Below are 20000 nucleotides of genomic sequence, written 5' to 3'. Positions count from 1 at the left end.
TCCGCGATTACTAGCGATTCCAGCTTCACGCAGTCGAGTTGCAGACTGCGATCCGAACTGAGAACAGATTTGTGGGATTGGCTTAACCTCGCGGTTTCGCTGCCCTTTGTTCTGTCCATTGTAGCACGTGTGTAGCCCAGGTCATAAGGGGCATGATGATTTGACGTCATCCCCACCTTCCTCCGGTTTGTCACCGGCAGTCACCTTAGAGTGCCCAACTGAATGCTGGCAACTAAGATCAAGGGTTGCGCTCGTTGCGGGACTTAACCCAACATCTCACGACACGAGCTGACGACAACCATGCACCACCTGTCACTCTGCCCCCGAAGGGGACGTCCTATCTCTAGGATTGTCAGAGGATGTCAAGACCTGGTAAGGTTCTTCGCGTTGCTTCGAATTAAACCACATGCTCCACCGCTTGTGCGGGCCCCCGTCAATTCCTTTGAGTTTCAGTCTTGCGACCGTACTCCCCAGGCGGAGTGCTTAATGCGTTAGCTGCAGCACTAAGGGGCGGAAACCCCCTAACACTTAGCACTCATCGTTTACGGCGTGGACTACCAGGGTATCTAATCCTGTTCGCTCCCCACGCTTTCGCTCCTCAGCGTCAGTTACAGACCAGAGAGTCGCCTTCGCCACTGGTGTTCCTCCACATCTCTACGCATTTCACCGCTACACGTGGAATTCCACTCTCCTCTTCTGCACTCAAGTTCCCCAGTTTCCAATGACCCTCCCCGGTTGAGCCGGGGGCTTTCACATCAGACTTAAGAAACCGCCTGCGAGCCCTTTACGCCCAATAATTCCGGACAACGCTTGCCACCTACGTATTACCGCGGCTGCTGGCACGTAGTTAGCCGTGGCTTTCTGGTTAGGTACCGTCAAGGTGCCGCCCTATTTGAACGGCACTTGTTCTTCCCTAACAACAGAGCTTTACGATCCGAAAACCTTCATCACTCACGCGGCGTTGCTCCGTCAGACTTTCGTCCATTGCGGAAGATTCCCTACTGCTGCCTCCCGTAGGAGTCTGGGCCGTGTCTCAGTCCCAGTGTGGCCGATCACCCTCTCAGGTCGGCTACGCATCGTCGCCTTGGTGAGCCGTTACCTCACCAACTAGCTAATGCGCCGCGGGTCCATCTGTAAGTGGTAGCCGAAGCCACCTTTTATGTCTGAACCATGCGGTTCAAACAACCATCCGGTATTAGCCCCGGTTTCCCGGAGTTATCCCAGTCTTACAGGCAGGTTACCCACGTGTTACTCACCCGTCCGCCGCTAACATCAGGGAGCAAGCTCCCATCTGTCCGCTCGACTTGCATGTATTAGGCACGCCGCCAGCGTTCGTCCTGAGCCAGGATCAAACTCTCCGATAAAGTAGTTTGACTGACTACGCACATCGCTGTGCGATTTATTTAAAACTTTGAATTAACAGGTACGTTTTGTCTTGTTTAGTTTTCAAAGAACTTTGCCCATCGCTCTTGAAGCGACTTAATTATTGTAACATATCAACTTCAATGCCGTCAATAACTTTTTAAAATTTCTTTTTTAAGAATTCGTTTCGTCATCAGCGACGTATATTAGAATACCACCCTTGATCCAACATGTCAACAATAATCGACAAATTAAATGATGAAGCGTTTAATGACTATCAAAGCCGCGATGCCGGGAATCCCCAGAATCCCGCTGATGCCCGTTGTAATCAGGTTAACAGGGATATGAATACCGAGACTGCCCCCGAACAAGTTCACACCCACCAGCAAAATCGCGCCGGCAACAAATTTAATGGCAGTCACACCGATCCATCTTAGCGGTTTTGAAGATACTCCCCATAAAAAAAGCAAAGCAACCAGACCGACAATCAAACCGATAATGAAAAAAGGCTCCATGAATCTTCCCCCTCGCTTGTTTAGTACAAGCTTATGAGAAGATCCCGGAGAATAGACCTCTTACTTCCATCTGCTCATTTTCAAATTCCGCTGCTTCGCTTCTTTCAAATAAAAAAAGTACTTAGATTCAGCGACTTTCAGCTCAAACAACACCTCAGCGGAGGGCTCGAGACTTTTCTCGACCAGACTCTTCTGTCTGTTCCATTCTTCTTTTTGTTTAAAGAGCTGTTCTATCAGCTTCTCATCAAACTCTTTTCTTAATGTATTTCTGCGAAGAAAACCCATGCCTTGCCTTTTCCTCCCTTACAATTCACGTCTTCCTTCAAGAGCTTTTGAAAGAGTGACCTCATCAGCATATTCCAAATCACCGCCGACGGGCAGACCGTGGGCAATACGGGAGAGCTTGATGCCTGAGGGCTTTAACAGCCTTGATATATACATCGCTGTTGCTTCCCCTTCAATATTAGGGTTGGTTGCGAGAATAACTTCTGTCACTTGATCATCCTGAAGACGTTTCAGCAGCTCCGGAATCTTAATATCCTCCGGGCCGATGCCGTCCATTGGTGAAATCGCGCCGTGAAGAACATGATACTGGCCGTTATATTCCTTCATTTTCTCCATTGCGATCACATCCTTAGGGTCCTGCACGACACAAATAACAGACTTATCCCTTCTTGTGTCCTCACATATATAACAAGGGTCCTGATCTGTTATATGTCCGCAAATCGAGCAATATGTCAGATTCCGCTTCGCATTGACAAGCGCCTTAGCAAAATCCAATACTGTGTCTTCTTTCATACCTAGAACAAAAAAAGCCAGACGAACCGCTGTTTTCGGTCCGATCCCTGGCAATTTCATAAAGCTGTCAATCAGCTTTGATATTGGTTCAGGATACTGCATGTTTATTTATCCCCCTAGAATAAACCCGGTATGTTCATTCCTTTTGTAAATTGTCCCATTGTCTCATTCGTCATGTCATCCACTTTTTTGAGGGCGTCGTTTGTCGCAGCAAGAACCAGGTCCTGAAGCATTTCGATATCTTCCGGATCAACGACTTCTTCTTTAATGGCAACGTCTACAACTTCTTTTTGGCCGTTGACTTTTACAGTCACCATACCGCCGCCCGCTGTGCCTTCGAGCACTTTTTCAGCAAGCTCCTCCTGAGCCTTCGCCATATCCTTTTGCATTTTTTGCATTTGTTTCATCATTTTTTGCATGTTTCCCATTCCGCCACGCATATTCAATCACTCTCTTTCATCTTATTAGTCTTTTATTTCGATTAAATCCGCTCCGACAAGTTTTTTCGCCTCTGCAATCAGCGGATCTTCTTCAGCCGGTTCGTTTGATCCTTCACTTTCCTGCTGGTGATCATTTAAAAATTCTTCTCTTATTTTACCCCATTGTGCTTCCGGAACGCCAATCAAATCCATTCTTTTCCCGAGCATTGATTCAAGAATCTGTTCAAGATTCGTACGGACTCCATTATTGTCTTCTGCAACCATTTTACAATGGATTTCGTATTTAAATTTAAGCACAAATGCCTTTTGAGCTGCAGCTACCGGTTCACTGTCATTCAAAAGAGCCGCATGAGACACCTTATTCTGCTGTTTCAGGTGTGCCAGCAGCTTGCCCCAGCTGCTTTTAAGCTGTTCAAGATCAGGTCTTGTGGCTTCCTTCAATATCTCATGAATTCTTCCGACCGGGGCTTTATAATGGCTTTTTCCGCCTTTTTGAGGACGCGGAGCTTCTTTCGGAGCGCTTTCCATCTGAACCTTCACACCGGAGGTTTTCAGCCTTTCTACTTCCTGCTCAAGCTGCTGGATCTTATTCATCAGCATGCCGACCTCAGGGATATCTCCGGCGGATTGCTGTGCCGTCTGGCATATTTTCACGACAGCTACTTCAAAAAAGATTCTTGGGTGGTTCGTCCACTTCATTTCCTGATGGCTTTTATTCAGGATGTCAATCATCTCATATAAAGCGGGGGCCGGTATTTCACCGCTCAGACTCCGGAACGTTTCATCGACCTTCACCTTCTCCAGGACTCCTTCTAAACCTGGAGCAGCCTGGTACAAGAGCATATCTCTGAAATAAAAGATCATATCTTCAATCAGTTTGGCCGCATCTTTCCCCTGCTGAAGCAGTTCATTCAGTGTTTCCAATGCCTCGGAAACCTGTTTGCGGTGAAGAGCAGATGCCAGTTTTCCGATATAGTGCTGGGAAACGGCTCCGGTAATAAGCAGTGCATCATCTACCGACAGCTCCTCGCCGCTGAATGATACGGCTTGATCGAGCAGGCTCAGCGCGTCCCTCATTCCACCGTCTGCGGCGCTCGCTATGATATCAAGGGCTCCTTCTTCCACCTTCAGCTGCTCTGCATCGACGATTGTCTTCATTCGTCCGACAATTGCTTTGGATGTAATCCGTTTGAAGTCAAAACGCTGACATCTGGAGATAATGGTTAAAGGAATCTTATGAGGCTCAGTCGTAGCTAATATGAAAATGCAATGTGCCGGCGGTTCTTCCAGCGTTTTCAGAAGCGCATTGAATGCGCCGATAGAGAGCATATGCACCTCATCTATAATATATACTTTGTAGGTGACGGCCGACGGGGCGAATTTTACTTTGTCACGGATGTCGCGGATTTCGTCTACGCCGTTATTCGACGCCGCATCTATTTCAATCACATCTGATATAGAGCCGTTTGTGATCCCCTTGCACGCCGCACATTCATTGCACGGTTCTTCTACGGGAGCGTGCTCACAGTTGACTGCTTTCGCAAATATTTTAGCTGCACTGGTTTTTCCCGTTCCCCGCGGTCCAGAAAACAGATATGCATGAGAAAATTTCTTTTGCAAAAGGGCATTTTGCAGCGTTTTCGTAATGTGTTCCTGTCCGACCACATCTTCAAACTGCTGAGGCCTAAATACTCGATATAAAGCTTGGTAACCCACAGGATGCGCCCTCCTCTGTTATTCATCATGTTTATTATACATGAACGTGCTTTTAACGCCAAAACCCGTTTTTCATATACGAAAAAACTCACCTGCGTAACAGGTGAGTCTGAAATTTGATGATTGATTTACCGTGCACCTTCTGTCGATTCGCTACCCTAAGCGTTACTTAAGCAGTTAGCTCAGTCCAGGCAACCCTGCGGCACATGAGAGGTTTCACTTAATGCTGCTTCCTTCCGGACCTGACATGGTTCATGAATTCCCATTGCGCAGGACCCAGACGTCAACGCCACTTACTTAAGGCAGACCTTACAGTAAACGAACCTCGAGAAGGGATTCGGCCCCGCTAGAGCGGATTGCGGGTACAGGGCACCGCTACCTCCCCGCTTAGCACGGCAAAATAAATATCAAATTTTGATATGCGCACCATTCATGATGCACACATAAGTATATCTGCTTCAGGCAGAAAATGCAACCGTACTACTCAGACAACTTTTTCCTCATGTCTTTCTTTTGCCGGCGCAGCTTTCTGAAAAAAGCGCTGAGCATTTCTCCGCACTCTTCTCCGAGCACTCCGCTCACCACTTCCGCTTGGTGGTTGAACCGCTCTTCCTGCAAGAGGTTCATCAGCGTTCCTGTACAGCCCCCCTTGGGGTCAAATGCGCCGAATACGACCTTATCGACTCTCGAAAGCACGACGGCTCCCGCGCACATCGGACACGGCTCCAAAGTGACATAGAGAACGGCATCCTCAAGTCTCCATGTCCCCAGCTTACGGCACGCTTCGTCTATCGCCAGCATTTCGGCGTGGGCAAGCGACCTCTGTTCAGTCTCCCGCAGATTATGCGCCCGCGCCACGATCTCATCGTGCAGAACAAGAACTGCTCCGATCGGCACTTCACCTTTCGCTTCGGCTTTCTTCGCTTCTTTTATGGCTTCTCTCATATAATATTCATCATTCATAGGTTCGAGCTCTCTTCTTAAGTTTTTTCATGTCTCATAAAGGTTAAAATAGGAATACCCCAGCAGAAAGGAGTTGCCGGTATTGTCTGAACCTAACAACACAGCCCTTCTGATTGTCGATATGATCAACAATTTTCAATTTGATATGGGCGAACGTCTTGCTGAAAAAACCAAACAAATTGTCCCCCGTATTTTATCATTAAAGAAGCATGCAAAACAAAGCAACTGGCCGATTATTTATATTAATGACCATTACGGGCTCTGGAAGGCTGATATTGATGCCATCAGGGAGGAATGCAGCAACGACAGAAGCGCCTCCATTATAAAAGATATTTCGCCTCAGCCGGATGATTATTTTCTCATTAAACCGAAGCATTCCGCTTTTTACGAAACGGCGCTTCACACCCTTCTGACCGAATTACAAGTGAACCGATTAATCATCACGGGGATTGCCGGGAACATTTGTGTGCTGTTCACGGCCAACGACGCCTATATGAGAGAATACAGCATTGCCATTCCGAAAGACTGCACCGCTTCCAATAACGACGAAGACAATGATTTCGCTTTGACCATGATGGAGAATGTTCTCTTCGCAGAAATAACCACGGAAAAACAAATTACCGCCGAAAAATAAACATGATCAGCCTCCTTTTTTCATATATTTGATAGCGGATATGAAAGGAGGCGTTTTTCATTCAGATCTATATAGTGAAACGGGGCGACACGCTTTCCGCTATTGCGGCGCGCTACCGGACAGCCGCAAATGTCATTGCGGAAGCAAATAAACTGCCTAATCCCAATACATTGGTTGTCGGACAAACCCTTGTCATCCCGATTGAGGGTCAATATTACGAAGTAAAACAAGGTGATACTCTCGAGGCAATCGCCGGCCGTTTTCATATATCGGCCGCGGAGCTTGCGAGGGTGAACGGAATTCAGCCCGGCACCACATTGAGAGTCGGAACCCGCCTTTACATTCCGCAGCAGGCGAATAAGCCCGATATCGAATCAAACGCATATATAGAACCGCGGGGAACGAGCGTAAGCGCTAATCTGCAGCAGGCGGCAAGGGAGGCCTCTCCTTATTTAACATACCTCGGCGCATTCAGTTTTCAAGTGCAGCGGAACGGGACTTTAAAGGAACCGCCTCTGACCAATTTAAAAAGCATCAGTGACAGGCACAACACCACACTGATGATGATCATCACCAACCTTGAAAATGACGCATTCAGCGATGAACTCGGGCGGCTCATCTTGAATGACAATACAGTGAAAACAAAACTTTTTCAGGAAATCGTCTCCACGGCTAAAAAGCACGGCTTTCGCGATATTCACTTTGATTTCGAATATTTACGTCCACAGGACAGAGAAGCCTACAATCGTTTTTTACGTGAAGCGAGGACGATTTTTCATCGGGAAGGCTGGAAGATTTCAACGGCGCTTGCTCCGAAAACGAGCGCGACTCAGGCCGGCAAATGGTACGAAGCACATGACTATAGGGCACATGGAGAAATCGTCGATTTTGTCGTGATCATGACATATGAGTGGGGGTACAGCGGAGGCCCGGCTCAGGCCGTATCACCTATCGGCCCTGTAAGAAATGTCATTGAGTACGCGCTGACGGAAATGCCTTCTTCAAAAATCGTCATGGGCCAGAATATGTACGGCTACGATTGGACACTGCCTTTCAAACAGGGAACGACAGCGAAAGCCGTCAGTCCTCAGCAGGCAATCGCTCTGGCAGCACGCCATAAAGTCGACATTCAATATGACGAAACCGCCCAGGCTCCATTCTTTCGTTACACGGATGAAAATCAGAGACGGCATGAAGTATGGTTTGAAGATGCCCGGTCCATTCAAGCGAAATTCAATTTAATTAAAGAACTGCATTTAAGAGGGATCAGCTATTGGAAACTCGGCCTTTCTTTCCCGCAAAACTGGCTTTTGCTCAACGATCAATTTCATATTGTAAAAGAGACGTTTCGTTAATTGGAAGCGTCTTTTTTCATGGGCTTTTCTGAGAGTGTGATACAATATATAGGCCGGCAGCTGACGGATGTTTGCAGAATTAAGGAGGATTTTCAATGAACAGAGCCCCTTTTATCGCGGTAGAAGGTCCTATCGGGGCAGGAAAAACGACACTCGCTACGATGCTTTCTGAAGAGCTCGGTTTTCCTATGATTAATGAGATTGTGGAAGACAATCCTTATCTCGATAAGTTTTATGACAATATCGAGGAGTGGAGTTTCCAGCTTGAAATGTTTTTTCTATGTCACAGGTATAAACAGCTTGAAGACACCGATCGAGATTATTTAGAACAAGGACAGCCCGTTTTGTCCGATTATCATATTTATAAAAATGTTATTTTCGCAGAGCGTACATTGCACGGCCAAAAGCTTGAGAAATATAAGCAGATTTATCATCTGCTCACTCACGACCTGCCGAAACCGAATGTTATTGTATACATAAAGGCAAGCCTGCCGACATTGCTTCAACGCATTGAAAAACGCGGGCGCCCATTTGAGAAAAATATCGAACATCAATATCTGGAACGTCTCATTGCAGATTACGACACAGCCATCAGACAGCTTCAGGAAGAAGATCCGAATATATCTGTACTGACCATTGACGGTGATACTGAAGACTTTGTTTTGAATAAGACAGACTATGAAAGAATTGCCCGTCAGGTAAAGGAGCTTATTAAATGAAAGACATTCATATTCCAAACAACGCCATTATAACAGTAGCGGGAACAGTAGGAGTCGGAAAATCGACTTTGACCAAAGCTTTAGCAAAACGGCTCGGGTTTTCTACCTCACTCGAGGAAGTGGATGAAAATCCTTATTTAGAGAAGTTTTATCACGATTTTGAACGCTGGAGCTTCCATTTGCAAATTTATTTTCTGGCTGAGCGGTTCAAAGAGCAGAAAAATATGTTTGAATCAGGCGGCGGATTCGTGCAGGACCGTTCGATTTATGAAGATACAGGCATATTCGCAAAAATGCATGCCGATAAAGGAACCATGTCGCTGACAGATTACACAACATACACAAGCCTATTTGAGGCGATGGTCATGACGCCGTACTTCCCGCATCCTGATGTTTTGATCTATTTAGAAGGCGACCTTGAAAACATTATAAACCGGATTGAAAAGCGGGGCCGCGAGATGGAGCTGCAGACAAACCGCTCCTATTGGGAAGAGATGTATACACGGTACGAAGACTGGATCAGCGGTTTTAACGCCTGCCCTGTGCTGAAAGTACGCATTGAAGATTATGACCTTGAAGCTGATGAACAGTCACTGGAACCTTTGATCGAAAAAATCAGTCACGTGATCAACGAAAACAGAAACAAATAAAAATAGCAAAGCGATTTTCCCCCGAACAGAGAAAATCGCTTTTTTTGCATATAAAAAATCCGCTGCATCACATGCAGCGGACAAAACAATCTCCAATATATGCTCGAGTTTCATTAGGTTTAAAATCAATATGGCGGAGGAAGAGGGATTCGAACCCCCGCGGGCTTTGACACCCCTGTCGGTTTTCAAGACCGATCCCTTCAGCCAGACTTGGGTATTCCTCCGTATCGACATTTAATAATATACCACATGACCTAAATTTCAGTCAAGCGCTTTTTCATATTTTTTATTTCATTTCTTAAACGGCTTGTCCGTCAGCTTTACTATCATACAAAAGTCTTGCGTCCAATTCAACCTCAGTATGCCATACGGGCAGGAAAACACAGTAAAAATCAAGAATAGCTTCAAACAGATAACCTGCTCATAAAGGTGGAGAACATAATGAAAATCATCATTGCACCCGATTCTTTCAAAGAAAGCATGACATCAAAAGAAGCCGCTGACAGCATAGAAAAAGGATTCAAAGCGGTCTTCCCTGACGCGGAATATATCAAGATACCCGCGGCCGACGGCGGAGAAGGAACCGTTCAGGCTTTGACGGATGCCACTTCAAAAAAACTGTGACCGGTCCGCTGGGAACGCCGGTAAACGCCGCATATGGACTTCTGGGAGACGGACGCACGGCAGTCATTGAAATGGCGGAAGCATCGGGACTTCATCTCGTTCCCCGCCATCTCAGAGATCCATTGCACACAACGACAAGAGGAACGGGTGAACTGATAGCAGATGCAGCTTCCCGCGGGGTGAGTGAAATCATCATCGGTCTTGGCGGGAGCGCAACCAATGACGGCGGAACAGGAATGGCGAGCGCGCTCGGTGTGCGTTTCTTAAATGAGGAAGGTCAGGAGATACCTGACGGCGGAGGCGCTCTGCACACCCTAGCTTCTATTGATATAAGCGGTCTCTCTCCTGATCTGATACATATCCGTTTTCGCGCCGCATGTGATGTCGAAAATCCTCTGACCGGTGAAAACGGCGCGTCATATGTCTTCGGCCCGCAAAAAGGGGCGTCCGAGAAGACTAAAGTTGTATTGGATCGCAATTTACGCCATTTCGCTGACGTATTGAGACGTCAGCACGATATTGAAGCGGATACCGTAAAAGGCGCGGGCGCCGCAGGAGGACTCGGCGCCGGACTGATCGCTTTCTTACAGGCAGAACTTCAAAGCGGGATTGATGTTGTATTAGATACACTGTCCTTCTCAGATCAGATAAGAGGCGCTGACCTTGTCATTACCGGAGAGGGGCAGATAGACGGACAAACGATATTCGGCAAAACCCCCGCCGGGATCGCCGCACGCGCATCTGCTCAAGAAATTCCCGTTATCGCATTGGCGGGCTCCTTAGGCAAAAATTTCGAGCATGTTTACAGCGCAGGAATAACAGCTGTATTTTCTATCGTGCCGGGTGCTGTAAGTCTTGAAGACGCCTTAGCATCCGGCCGTTTTAACCTTGAAAGCACAGCCCGGAATGCCGCCGCTCTTTACCGGACAGCAAAAAAGGCGCGCCTCTAGGGCGCACCTTTTACGGTTTGATGACTTCTTTATTTCCCATATAAGGACGAAGCACTTTCGGAATAATGACACTTCCGTCCTCTTGCTGATAGTTTTCTAAGATGGCAGCTACTGTTCTGCCGACTGCAAGACCTGAACCGTTTAATGTATGCACATGCTCCGGCTTGCCTTTCGCTTCGCGTCTGAATCGAATGTTTGCGCGTCTCGCCTGGAAGGCCTCAAAGTTACTGCAAGAAGAAATTTCACGGTATGTGTCTTGGCTTGGAATCCATACCTCAATATCGTACTTTTTCGCGGCTGTAAAGCCGAGATCACCGGTACACATGCTCATGACACGATACGGCAGTTCGAGCAGCTGAAGCACCCGCTCGGCTTGATTTGTCAGTTTTTCAAGCTCCTCATAAGAATCTTCCGGCTTCACGAATTTCACAAGCTCAACCTTGTTGAACTGATGCTGGCGGATCAAACCGCGTGTATCACGGCCGGCAGACCCCGCTTCTGAACGGAAGCAAGCGCTGAATGCGGCATAATTGATCGGCAGGTTCTCACCGGATAAGATTTCATCGCGGTGCATATTTGTAATCGGCACTTCCGCCGTCGGAATTAAGAAATAATCCTCTTCTCTGATTTTAAAAGCATCCTCTTCAAATTTAGGAAGCTGTCCTGTACCTGTCATGCTCGTACGGTTTACCATATAAGGAGGAATGACTTCCGTGTAATCATATTCATCAACGTGAAGATCCAGCATAAAGTTGTAGAGCGCGCGTTCGAGGCGGGCGCCTAATCCTTTATAAAACACAAACCGGCTGCCTGTTACTTTTGAAGCGCGTTCAAAATCAAGAATGTTTAAATGGTCTGCGATATCCCAATGCGGTTTCGGCTCATATGAAAATGCCGGCGCCTCTCCCCACTTGCGAATTTCAATGTTATCATCTTCCGTTTCCCCGACGGGCACTGAATCGTGCGGGATGTTCGGAATAGACAGAAGGATGGTTTCGAGCGTCGTTTCGACAGTACGAAGCTCTTCATCAAGCTTCTTAATTTCTTCGCCCACTTCACGCATCTCTTTAATAATATGATCAGCGTCTTTTTTCTCCCGTTTCAAAACGGCGACCTGCTGAGACACTTCATTGCGTTTTCCCTTCAGTTCTTCTACTTTACCGATAAGCTCTCTTCTCTTTTCGTCCAGCTCTTCAAACTTGTCAAAGTCAGATAAGTCTTCGCCTTTTGGAATGAGCTTCGCTTTTACCTCTTGAAAATTGGCTCTCAGCACCTTCGTATCAATCATGCCTAACAACTCCTATCTGTTTTTATCGAAAATAAAAAAGAGCCCTCATCCCCTAAAAGGGACGAGAGCTCTCGCGTTGCCACCCTGATTGAAAACAAGCTCACACTTGCTTCCCGCTTTAACACATAACGGTTTTCCCGTAAATGCCTACTTGTTTTCAGCATTTCGCTCAAGGACGGATTCGGACAGCATCTTTCACCGATTCGCACCACCCATCGGCTCTCTTTGAAAGAGAGGCTCCCTACTGCTTCCTGTCAACGCTTTTCGATCTTTATTTGTGTTTATAATGTACTATAAGTATCAGCGGTTTTCAACTGTTTTATACAGCTGTTTCCTGCTTATGCTTTTCCGCCATCTTCACAAACAGCTCTGTCACCCGGTGATCATCCGTCAGTTCAGGATGGAACGAGCAGCCGAGGAAATTCCCCTGCTTTGCAGCCACGATGCGTCCGTTATGCTCACAAAGCACTTCAACATCTTCTGCTGCTTCTAAAATATGCGGCGCGCGAATAAATACACCCGTAAACGGCTCATCAAGGCCTTTAATCGTCAGATCAGCTTCAAAGCTGTCGACCTGACGGCCAAAGGAATTACGCTCGACGACAACGTTCAACAGCCCTAAATGAGCGTTATCCGTTCCCGCTATCTCTTTGGCTAAGATAATCAGACCGGCGCATGTGCCGAACATCGGCTTGCCTTGGGCGGCAAACTCGCGAAGCGGCTCCATAAAATGATACGTATCCATTAAACGCCGCATCGTCGTGCTTTCCCCGCCCGGCAGGATTAAGCCGTCGATGTCATTCAGCTGTTCAGGACGCTTAATGACGACACCTTTTGAACCACATGCTTCAATTGAACGAATATGTTCTCTTACTGCTCCTTGAAGTCCAAGTACACCAATTGTTAACATGCTTCCAGCTCTCCTATGATTTTACCAGCCGCGTTCTTGCATACGCTGTTCCGGCAATAGATTTGAGATTTCGATTCCTTTCATTGCTGTGCCTAATTCTTTAGAAAGCTCAGCGATCAGTTTGTAATCTGTGTAATGAGTCGTTGCTTCAACAATTGCTTTAGCGAATTTAGCAGGGTTGTCTGATTTGAAAATACCTGAACCGACAAATACGCCGTCAGCACCAAGCTGCATCATCAATGCCGCGTCAGCAGGCGTCGCTACTCCGCCGGCAGCAAAGTTCACTACAGGCAGTTTGCCGTCACGCTTGATTTGAAGAAGCAGTTCATAAGGAGCGCCGAGGTTCTTAGCTTCAGTCATCAGCTCATCATCGCTCATCGCAACAACTTTGCGCACTTGTGCGTTTACTTTTCTCATATGGCGGACAGCTTCCACAATGTTTCCTGTTCCCGGTTCGCCTTTTGTACGAAGCATGGAAGCTCCTTCGGCGATACGGCGCGTTGCTTCGCCGAGATCACGGCAGCCGCATACGAACGGGACTGTATATTCATTTTTATTTAAATGAAATTCTTCGTCAGCCGGAGTCAGAACTTCACTTTCATCGATGTAATCTACTCCCATTGCTTCAAGGACACGCGCTTCAACGATATGTCCGATACGCGCTTTTGCCATTACGGGAATGGATACAGCATTCATTACTTCTTCAACGATTGTCGGATCAGCCATGCGGGCAACACCGCCGGCAGCGCGAATATCAGCCGGAACGCGTTCTAACGCCATTACGGCAACAGCTCCCGCCTCTTCCGCAATCTTCGCTTGTTCAGCATTTACAACGTCCATGATGACGCCGCCTTTTTGCATTTCCGCCATGCCGCGTTTTACACGATCAGTACCTGTTTGAGCCATTATTTGGTCCCCCTAGTCAATGTATAGTTAGATAATTTCCATCTCTTATTGTATCCCAGAAATACAATATTTCATATGGGTATTCTTATTTTACAGCGAGATGAATAAGATAGATATCATTTTTTACTAATAATTTGTTTTTTTCAGTATATTAAGCAAAAGAGCCCTAACTTTCATCAGAGCTCTTTCTTATTTCTTAAAACCAGCCTGTTACCGTGTCAACGGCGCTGTTCCAGATTCCGGAGAAGAATCCGCCGATGCCGCGCATCATCTGAACAAACCAGTTTGCTTTATCTACATCATTTTTCGTTACAAGATTCACGCTGAACTCTTTGGATTTGAGGAAGCCATAGTCTTTGTCACTGCCTTTGTATGTAACTGTCAGCGTTCCGACTTTCGTTCCCTTTTTCACAGGAGCCGTGATTTCTTTTTTATCTAAAGTCACTTCGGCTTTATAGTTCTTTTCATCCCCGCTTTTCACAGGAATAGAAAGCGCCTTGTCAGAAACAATATCGACTTGCTTGTCTTTCCCTTTTTCAACGTCAATCGTTTTGTGCCCTTTTACTTGAGAGCCTTCAGGGTAAAGATCTTTCATTGAGAAATTGCTGATAAATGCGTAATCGAGCATTTTTTTCGTTTCATCAAAACGTCCGGTATGCAGGTTGCCTTTAGCGTTTAATACAACGGTGATGACCCGCATTCCGTTCCGCTGTGCTGTGCTTGTAAAACAAGATCCCGCAGAATCAGTAGAACCCGTTTTTAAGCCGTCAACGCCAGGGTATTCAGAAACAAGACCTTTTAACATGAAGTTCCAGTTCGGCATGTCCATTTCATCATCAGTGCCGGCTCTGAATTTCGTCTTAGCAATGCTTGTTGTTTTGAGAACTTCCGGATAATCAGTGATCAGGCGGTCTGCAAGAAGCGCCATGTCTTTAGCAGAAACTTCACTTTCTTCTTTAACGCCTTCTCCTTGCGGCTGCTTGCCGTGAAGGTCTTCATTCACAAGCCCTGTGGCATTTTTAAAATCATAGTTTGTCATGCCTAATTCTTTGGCTTTCGCATTCATTTCAGCGACAAATTTCGTTTCAGTTCCGGCAAGAATTTCGGCAACTGCAATCGCAGCTCCGTTGGCAGAGTAAATCGCCATAGCCTGATACAGTTCTTTAACCGTGTATTTGCCGTCTTTTCGAAGGGGGACGTTTGATAAACTGTTGTCTTGAGAAATTTCATAGACATAATCATCAGGAGTATACGTTTGATCCCATTTCACTTTTCCTTCTTTAATGGCTTCCAGAAGCAGATATTCAGTCATCATTTTTGTCATGCTGGCAATCGGCAGTCTTTTGTCTGCATTTTTACTGTATAAAATTTTTCCCGATGAAGCCTCAATCATTATCGCAGCTGATGCGTTGACATCAATCGGGTCATTGCCGGCTGCCTCCGCTTTAGACATCGGAACAAAGCAAGTTGCGGCCAGTGCCAGTACCACTAATGACACCAACAGCTGTTTCCATTTCGTGATGTTCAATCTTACGACCTCCGTCATTCATTTTAAATCTATAATTAAGCCGTTAAGGACATATTCAAATTCAAAACACAACAGTATAAATTTTATCACACTCGATATAAAAAAAATAGACAGAGTCAGCGACCCTGTCAAATGTTTTTTATTTGTAACAATTATGAGATTGTGTAGTTTGGTGATTCTTTCGTAATTTGGACATCATGCGGATGACTTTCGCGAAGACCGGCACCTGTCATACGGATGAATTGAGCCTCTTCTCTTAAAGCACGCAAGTCTTTTGAACCGCAATATCCCATACCTGAACGAAGACCGCCGACAAGCTGATACACTGTTTCTTCTACAGGACCTTTGTACGGAGTCCGTCCTTCGATACCTTCAGGGACGAATTTCTTATTTTCTTCTTGGAAATATCGGTCTTTACTGCCTTTTTCCATGGCAGCGACAGAACCCATACCGCGATACACTTTAAATCTTCTGCCTTGATAGATTTCAGTCTCTCCCGGGCTTTCTGAAGTACCGGCAAGCAGGCTTCCGAGCATTACGGCATGTCCGCCTGAAGCCAACGCTTTTGTAATATCTCCGGAGAATTTAATACCGCCGTCTGCGATAATTGTCGCGCCGTGTTTTCTCGCTTCAGTGGCACAATCATAAATGGCAGTGATCTGCGGTACGCCTACACCTGCAACGACGCGTGTCGTACAGATAGAACCAGGTCCGATTCCCACTTTTACAATATTTGCTCCGGCTTCAATCAGAGCTTTTGTCGCTTCAGCCGTTGCAACATTTCCCGCGATAATGTTCAGTTCAGGATATGTTTCACGGATTTTCGCAACTGTGTTCAGTACGCCTCTGGAATGTCCGTGAGCCGTATCAACCACGATAACGTCGACATTCGCTTCAACAAGCTTGCTGACGCGTGTCATTGTATCGCCTGTCACACCTACCGCAGCGCCGACAATAAGGCGTCCGTGTTCATCTTTAGATGAATTCGGGAATTCGATAACCTTTTCAATATCTTTGATCGTGATAAGACCTTTTAATTTGTTTTGGTCATCCACTAACGGAAGTTTTTCAATTTTATGTTTCTGTAAGATTTTTTCTGCTTCGTCTAATGTGGTTCCCACAGGAGCCGTAACCAGCTCTTCTTTTGTCATGACATCACTGATTTTCATTGAATAATCAGAGATAAAGCGAAGATCACGGTTTGTAATGATACCGACAAGCTTTTGATCGTCTTTATTATCTACAATCGGAACACCGGAAATTCTGTATTTACCCATCAAATGCTCCGCATCGAATACTTGATGATCAGGTGTTAAAAAGAAGGGATTTGTAATAACGCCCCGTTCAGAACGTTTGACTTTGTCAACATGTTCAGCCTGCTGTTCGATGGACATGTTTTTATGGATAATGCCCAAGCCGCCCTGTCTGGCCATCGCAATCGCCATAGCTGATTCTGTTACTGTATCCATTCCCGCACTGATGACAGGAATATTAAGCTTTAACGTCTTTGTCAGTTCAACAGATAAATCCACATCACGCGGAAGTACGTCTGATTGAGCCGGTACGAGCAGTACATCATCGAACGTTAAGCCTTCTTTTGAAAATTTACTTTCCCACATTAGTAAATCCCCCTCTTTTCGGCAAAATATTATATGTAGATTATCAACTAGAAAACAGCATGTCAAGGAAGCGAAAAAGAGTTGAAATATTTAGATAAAGGAAAGGGTTTAAAAATACGTATGAGAGATCATGAGTGGAAAGAGTTATCATTATTTTATTCCGTAGAATCTTCCCAGAAATTTCTAAATAAAGTCTATACAGAAAGCGGCATGGAAGAACCAAAACGATATGCGTTTAAGAACAGTGAGCGCTTCATATTCTTTATCAAACACGCCGAGTCCTTTTATAAGCAGGCATCTCTTTCCCCTTTAGAAATTAAGCCTATTCTGTTGTTTTACGGGATGTCACAATTGCTGAAAGCCTGTCTTCTGACCACAGATCCAAGCTATCCAAGCCATGCCTCAGTACTCGCGCACGGCGTGACTGCCCGGAAACGCAAAAAGCAAAATTACTCCTTTAGGGATGATGAAGTGAAGGTGCAGCGCAATGGCTTATGTATTCATGTAATGAAGCACTTATTCGGAATAGCTGGTCTTGAGGAGGAACGGTATACGATGAAGAAATTGCTGACAGCCATACCTGAATTGCATACTGTCTTTTACTTCCAAGAGAAAAAGAATTGGCTGACCCGAGTAGAGCTGAAAGATGACCTTATTTCAGTGCCTGAGCATGCGGTGATTCATTACAATATGTCTGATTCCCGCTTTGCTGAATATATCAGCCATCATTTGAAGTGGTCTTTTCTGAGGAAAGACCATAACCACTTGGTTTTTGAGGCTGACCCGATAGACAGAGAACCTTGGTCTTCACCAAATTTATTGTTTCACTTGGAGAAAAATCAATATTACATTCCCTCTCAGCGTGATCACTTCCTGCATCTTCCGGAAATGATTATTCATTATTTGGTTCTCTACAATATCGGGATGATTGCGAGATATGAAACGGAGTGGTGGTATGAACTGCTGACACAGCATGTCAGCGATGATTATGTATTGATCCGGAGGTTCTTAGAGGTCACAGAACGCAAATTTCCTTATTATATTTCTAATTTCCTTAAGCAATACTTATAAACAAAAAAGGCAGCTCATCATGAGCTGCCTTTACCGTATGATTGCTTGGCGGCGTCCTACTCTCACAGGGGGAAACCCCCGACTACCATCGGCGCTGAAGAGCTTAACTTCCGTGTTCGGCATGGGAACGGGTGTGACCTCTTCGCTATCGCCACCAAACCATTGAGAGTGTTCTCTCAAAACTAGATAACAGTAAGCATACATTCAAATTGGTTAAGTCCTCGATCGATTAGTATCTGTCAGCTCCATGTGTCGCCACACTTCCACCTCAGACCTATCAACCTGATCATCTTTCAGGGATCTTACTTCCTTGCGGAATGGGAAATCTCATCTTGAGGGGGGCTTCATGCTTAGATGCTTTCAGCACTTATCCCGTCCGCACATAGCTACCCAGCGATGCCCTTGGCAGAACAACTGGTACACCAGCGGTGCGTCCATCCCGGTCCTCTCGTACTAAGGACAGCTCCTCTCAAATTTCCTGCGCCCGCGACGGATAGGGACCGAACTGTCTCACGACGTTCTGAACCCAGCTCGCGTACCGCTTTAATGGGCGAACAGCCCAACCCTTGGGACCGACTACAGCCCCAGGATGCGATGAGCCGACATCGAGGTGCCAAACCTCCCCGTCGATGTGGACTCTTGGGGGAGATAAGCCTGTTATCCCCGGGGTAGCTTTTATCCGTTGAGCGATGGCCCTTCCATGCGGAACCACCGGATCACTAAGCCCGACTTTCGTCCCTGCTCGACTTGTAGGTCTCGCAGTCAAGCTCCCTTGTGCCTTTACACTCTGCGAATGATTTCCAACCATTCTGAGGGAACCTTTGGGCGCCTCCGTTACCTTTTAGGAGGCGACCGCCCCAGTCAAACTGCCCACCTGACACTGTCTCCCCGCCCGATAAGGGCGGCGGGTTAGAAGGTCAATACAGCCAGGGTAGTATCCCACCGATGCCTCCACCGAAGCTGGCGCTCCGGTTTCCAAGGCTCCTACCTATCCTGTACAAGCTGTACCAACATTCAATATCAGGCTGCAGTAAAGCTCCACGGGGTCTTTCCGTCCTGTCGCGGGTAACCTGCATCTTCACAGGTACTATAATTTCACCGAGTCTCTCGTTGAGACAGTGCCCAGATCGTTGCGCCTTTCGTGCGGGTCGGAACTTACCCGACAAGGAATTTCGCTACCTTAGGACCGTTATAGTTACGGCCGCCGTTTACTGGGGCTTCAATTCGCACCTTCGCTTACGCTAAGCGCTCCTCTTAACCTTCCAGCACCGGGCAGGCGTCAGCCCCTATACTTCGCCTTACGGCTTCGCAGAGACCTGTGTTTTTGCTAAACAGTCGCCTGGGCCTATTCACTGCGGCTCTCTCGGGCTTGCACCCTAACAGAGCACCCCTTCTCCCGAAGTTACGGGGTCATTTTGCCGAGTTCCTTAACGAGAGTTCTCTCGATCACCTTAGGATTCTCTCCTCGCCTACCTGTGTCGGTTTGCGGTACGGGCACCTCTCACCTCGCTAGAGGCTTTTCTTGGCAGTGTGGAATCAGGAACTTCGCTACTATAATTCGCTCGCCATCACAGCTCAGCCTTCACGGGAAACGGATTTGCCTATTTCCCAGCCTAACTGCTTGGACGCGGATATCCAATACCGCGCTTACCCTATCCTCCTGCGTCCCCCCATTGCTCAAATGGTGAGGAGGTGGTACAGGAATATCAACCTGTTATCCATCGCCTACGCCTTTCGGCCTCGGCTTAGGTCCCGACTAACCCTGAGCGGACGAGCCTTCCTCAGGAAACCTTAGGCATTCGGTGGAGGGGATTCTCACCCCTCTTTCGCTACTCATACCGGCATTCTCACTTCTAAGCGCTCCACAAGTCCTTCCGGTCTTGCTTCACAGCCCTTAGAACGCTCTCCTACCACTGTTCGAAGAACAGTCCGCAGCTTCGGTGATACGTTTA

The 20000-nt window shown here is 46.7% G+C and carries 16 protein-coding genes, 1 tRNA gene, 3 rRNA genes, 1 other RNA gene, 1 pseudogene and 1 other annotated feature (2 of these 23 cut by a window edge); of the genes and pseudogenes, 6 read left to right on the top strand and 16 right to left on the bottom strand.

Features of this window, described 5'->3' with window-relative positions; translation table 11 throughout:
• The 8 genes from NYE50_RS00160 to tadA all read right to left on the bottom strand — a co-directional run.
• A 16S ribosomal RNA gene (locus tag NYE50_RS00160) occupies positions 1–1364 on the bottom strand (it extends 186 nt beyond the left edge of the window).
• Between the two features lie 249 nt (positions 1365–1613).
• The gene (locus NYE50_RS00155) at positions 1614–1877 is read right to left on the bottom strand and encodes a pro-sigmaK processing inhibitor BofA family protein (protein ID WP_021494556.1); all 264 of its coding nucleotides are present in this window, start codon (positions 1875–1877) and stop codon (positions 1614–1616) included.
• A 60-nt stretch (positions 1878–1937) separates the two neighbouring features.
• Entirely contained in the window at positions 1938–2162 is a 225-nt protein-coding gene (locus NYE50_RS00150) for a YaaL family protein (protein ID WP_007408755.1), read from the bottom strand.
• 18 nt (positions 2163–2180) lie between these two features.
• Positions 2181–2777 (bottom strand): recombination protein RecR, encoded by a 597-nt coding sequence (gene recR, locus NYE50_RS00145; protein WP_003150697.1) that lies wholly within the window; start codon positions 2775–2777, stop codon positions 2181–2183.
• Positions 2778–2791: 14 nt separating this feature from the next.
• On the bottom strand, positions 2792–3115 hold the full coding sequence (locus tag NYE50_RS00140) for a YbaB/EbfC family nucleoid-associated protein (RefSeq protein WP_003150700.1): 324 nt from the start codon (positions 3113–3115) through the stop codon (positions 2792–2794).
• Positions 3116–3139: 24 nt separating this feature from the next.
• Positions 3140–4831, bottom strand: coding sequence for a DNA polymerase III subunit gamma/tau (gene dnaX, locus NYE50_RS00135; protein WP_159353696.1), 1692 nt, complete (start codon positions 4829–4831; stop codon positions 3140–3142).
• A gap of 131 nt (positions 4832–4962) precedes the next feature.
• Positions 4963–5227, bottom strand: an RNA gene (gene ffs, locus NYE50_RS00130) — signal recognition particle sRNA large type.
• A gap of 84 nt (positions 5228–5311) precedes the next feature.
• A complete protein-coding gene (tadA, locus tag NYE50_RS00125) occupies positions 5312–5794 on the bottom strand; it encodes a tRNA adenosine(34) deaminase TadA (protein ID WP_007615141.1) in 483 nt (160 codons plus the stop codon).
• Positions 5795–5876: 82 nt separating this feature from the next.
• Here tadA and NYE50_RS00120 point away from each other — a divergent pair, with 82 nt between their 5' ends.
• From NYE50_RS00120 to dck, 4 genes are all read left to right on the top strand, one after another.
• Complete coding sequence (locus NYE50_RS00120) at positions 5877–6428, top strand: cysteine hydrolase family protein (protein WP_014304186.1); 552 nt, start codon at positions 5877–5879, stop codon at positions 6426–6428.
• Between the two features lie 71 nt (positions 6429–6499).
• Positions 6500–7783, top strand: a complete 1284-nt coding sequence (locus tag NYE50_RS00115) for a LysM peptidoglycan-binding domain-containing protein (RefSeq protein ID WP_042893693.1) — start codon at positions 6500–6502, stop codon at positions 7781–7783.
• Between the two features lie 95 nt (positions 7784–7878).
• Complete coding sequence (locus NYE50_RS00110) at positions 7879–8502, top strand: deoxynucleoside kinase (protein ID WP_021494553.1); 624 nt, start codon at positions 7879–7881, stop codon at positions 8500–8502.
• Positions 8499–9152, top strand: coding sequence for a deoxyadenosine/deoxycytidine kinase (gene dck, locus NYE50_RS00105; protein ID WP_029974845.1), 654 nt, complete (start codon positions 8499–8501; stop codon positions 9150–9152). Before NYE50_RS00110 ends, dck begins: the two co-directional genes overlap by 4 nt.
• Before the next feature lie 131 nt (positions 9153–9283).
• On the opposite strand, the gene NYE50_RS00100 is transcribed toward dck, so the two are convergent.
• Positions 9284–9376 (bottom strand) — tRNA-Ser (locus NYE50_RS00100).
• Positions 9377–9593: 217 nt separating this feature from the next.
• On the opposite strand from NYE50_RS00100, the pseudogene NYE50_RS00095 reads away from it, so the two are divergent.
• Positions 9594–10726, top strand: a pseudogene (locus NYE50_RS00095) (glycerate kinase).
• A gap of 10 nt (positions 10727–10736) precedes the next feature.
• Here NYE50_RS00095 and serS read toward each other — a convergent pair.
• From serS to guaB, 5 genes are all read right to left on the bottom strand, one after another.
• Complete coding sequence (gene serS, locus NYE50_RS00090; RefSeq protein ID WP_007408744.1) at positions 10737–12014, bottom strand: serine--tRNA ligase; 1278 nt, start codon at positions 12012–12014, stop codon at positions 10737–10739.
• Positions 12015–12068: 54 nt separating this feature from the next.
• Positions 12069–12281 (bottom strand) — a binding site (T-box leader).
• A gap of 52 nt (positions 12282–12333) precedes the next feature.
• Positions 12334–12924, bottom strand: a complete 591-nt coding sequence (gene pdxT / locus NYE50_RS00085) for a pyridoxal 5'-phosphate synthase glutaminase subunit PdxT (RefSeq protein ID WP_159353692.1) — start codon at positions 12922–12924, stop codon at positions 12334–12336.
• Between the two features lie 21 nt (positions 12925–12945).
• Positions 12946–13830, bottom strand: a complete 885-nt coding sequence (gene pdxS, locus NYE50_RS00080) for a pyridoxal 5'-phosphate synthase lyase subunit PdxS (protein WP_003150714.1) — start codon at positions 13828–13830, stop codon at positions 12946–12948.
• A gap of 196 nt (positions 13831–14026) precedes the next feature.
• Positions 14027–15358, bottom strand: coding sequence for a D-alanyl-D-alanine carboxypeptidase (gene dacA / locus NYE50_RS00075; protein WP_172869610.1), 1332 nt, complete (start codon positions 15356–15358; stop codon positions 14027–14029).
• A gap of 152 nt (positions 15359–15510) precedes the next feature.
• Entirely contained in the window at positions 15511–16977 is a 1467-nt protein-coding gene (guaB, locus tag NYE50_RS00070) for an IMP dehydrogenase (protein ID WP_003150717.1), read from the bottom strand.
• Between the two features lie 120 nt (positions 16978–17097).
• Here guaB and NYE50_RS00065 point away from each other — a divergent pair, with 120 nt between their 5' ends.
• Complete coding sequence (locus tag NYE50_RS00065) at positions 17098–18048, top strand: YaaC family protein (RefSeq protein WP_224989003.1); 951 nt, start codon at positions 17098–17100, stop codon at positions 18046–18048.
• A 43-nt stretch (positions 18049–18091) separates the two neighbouring features.
• On the opposite strand, the gene rrf is transcribed toward NYE50_RS00065, so the two are convergent.
• Positions 18092–18207: ribosomal RNA gene (rrf, locus tag NYE50_RS00060) — 5S ribosomal RNA — on the bottom strand.
• 50 nt (positions 18208–18257) lie between these two features.
• Positions 18258–20000, bottom strand: a 23S ribosomal RNA gene (locus tag NYE50_RS00055); it runs 1187 nt beyond the window's last position.

Source organism: Bacillus sp. EU55 (assembly GCF_038005925.1).
Taxonomy (GTDB): Bacteria; Bacillota; Bacilli; order Bacillales; family Bacillaceae; genus Bacillus; species Bacillus velezensis.
This window is presented reverse-complemented; position numbering and strand designations above follow the sequence as displayed.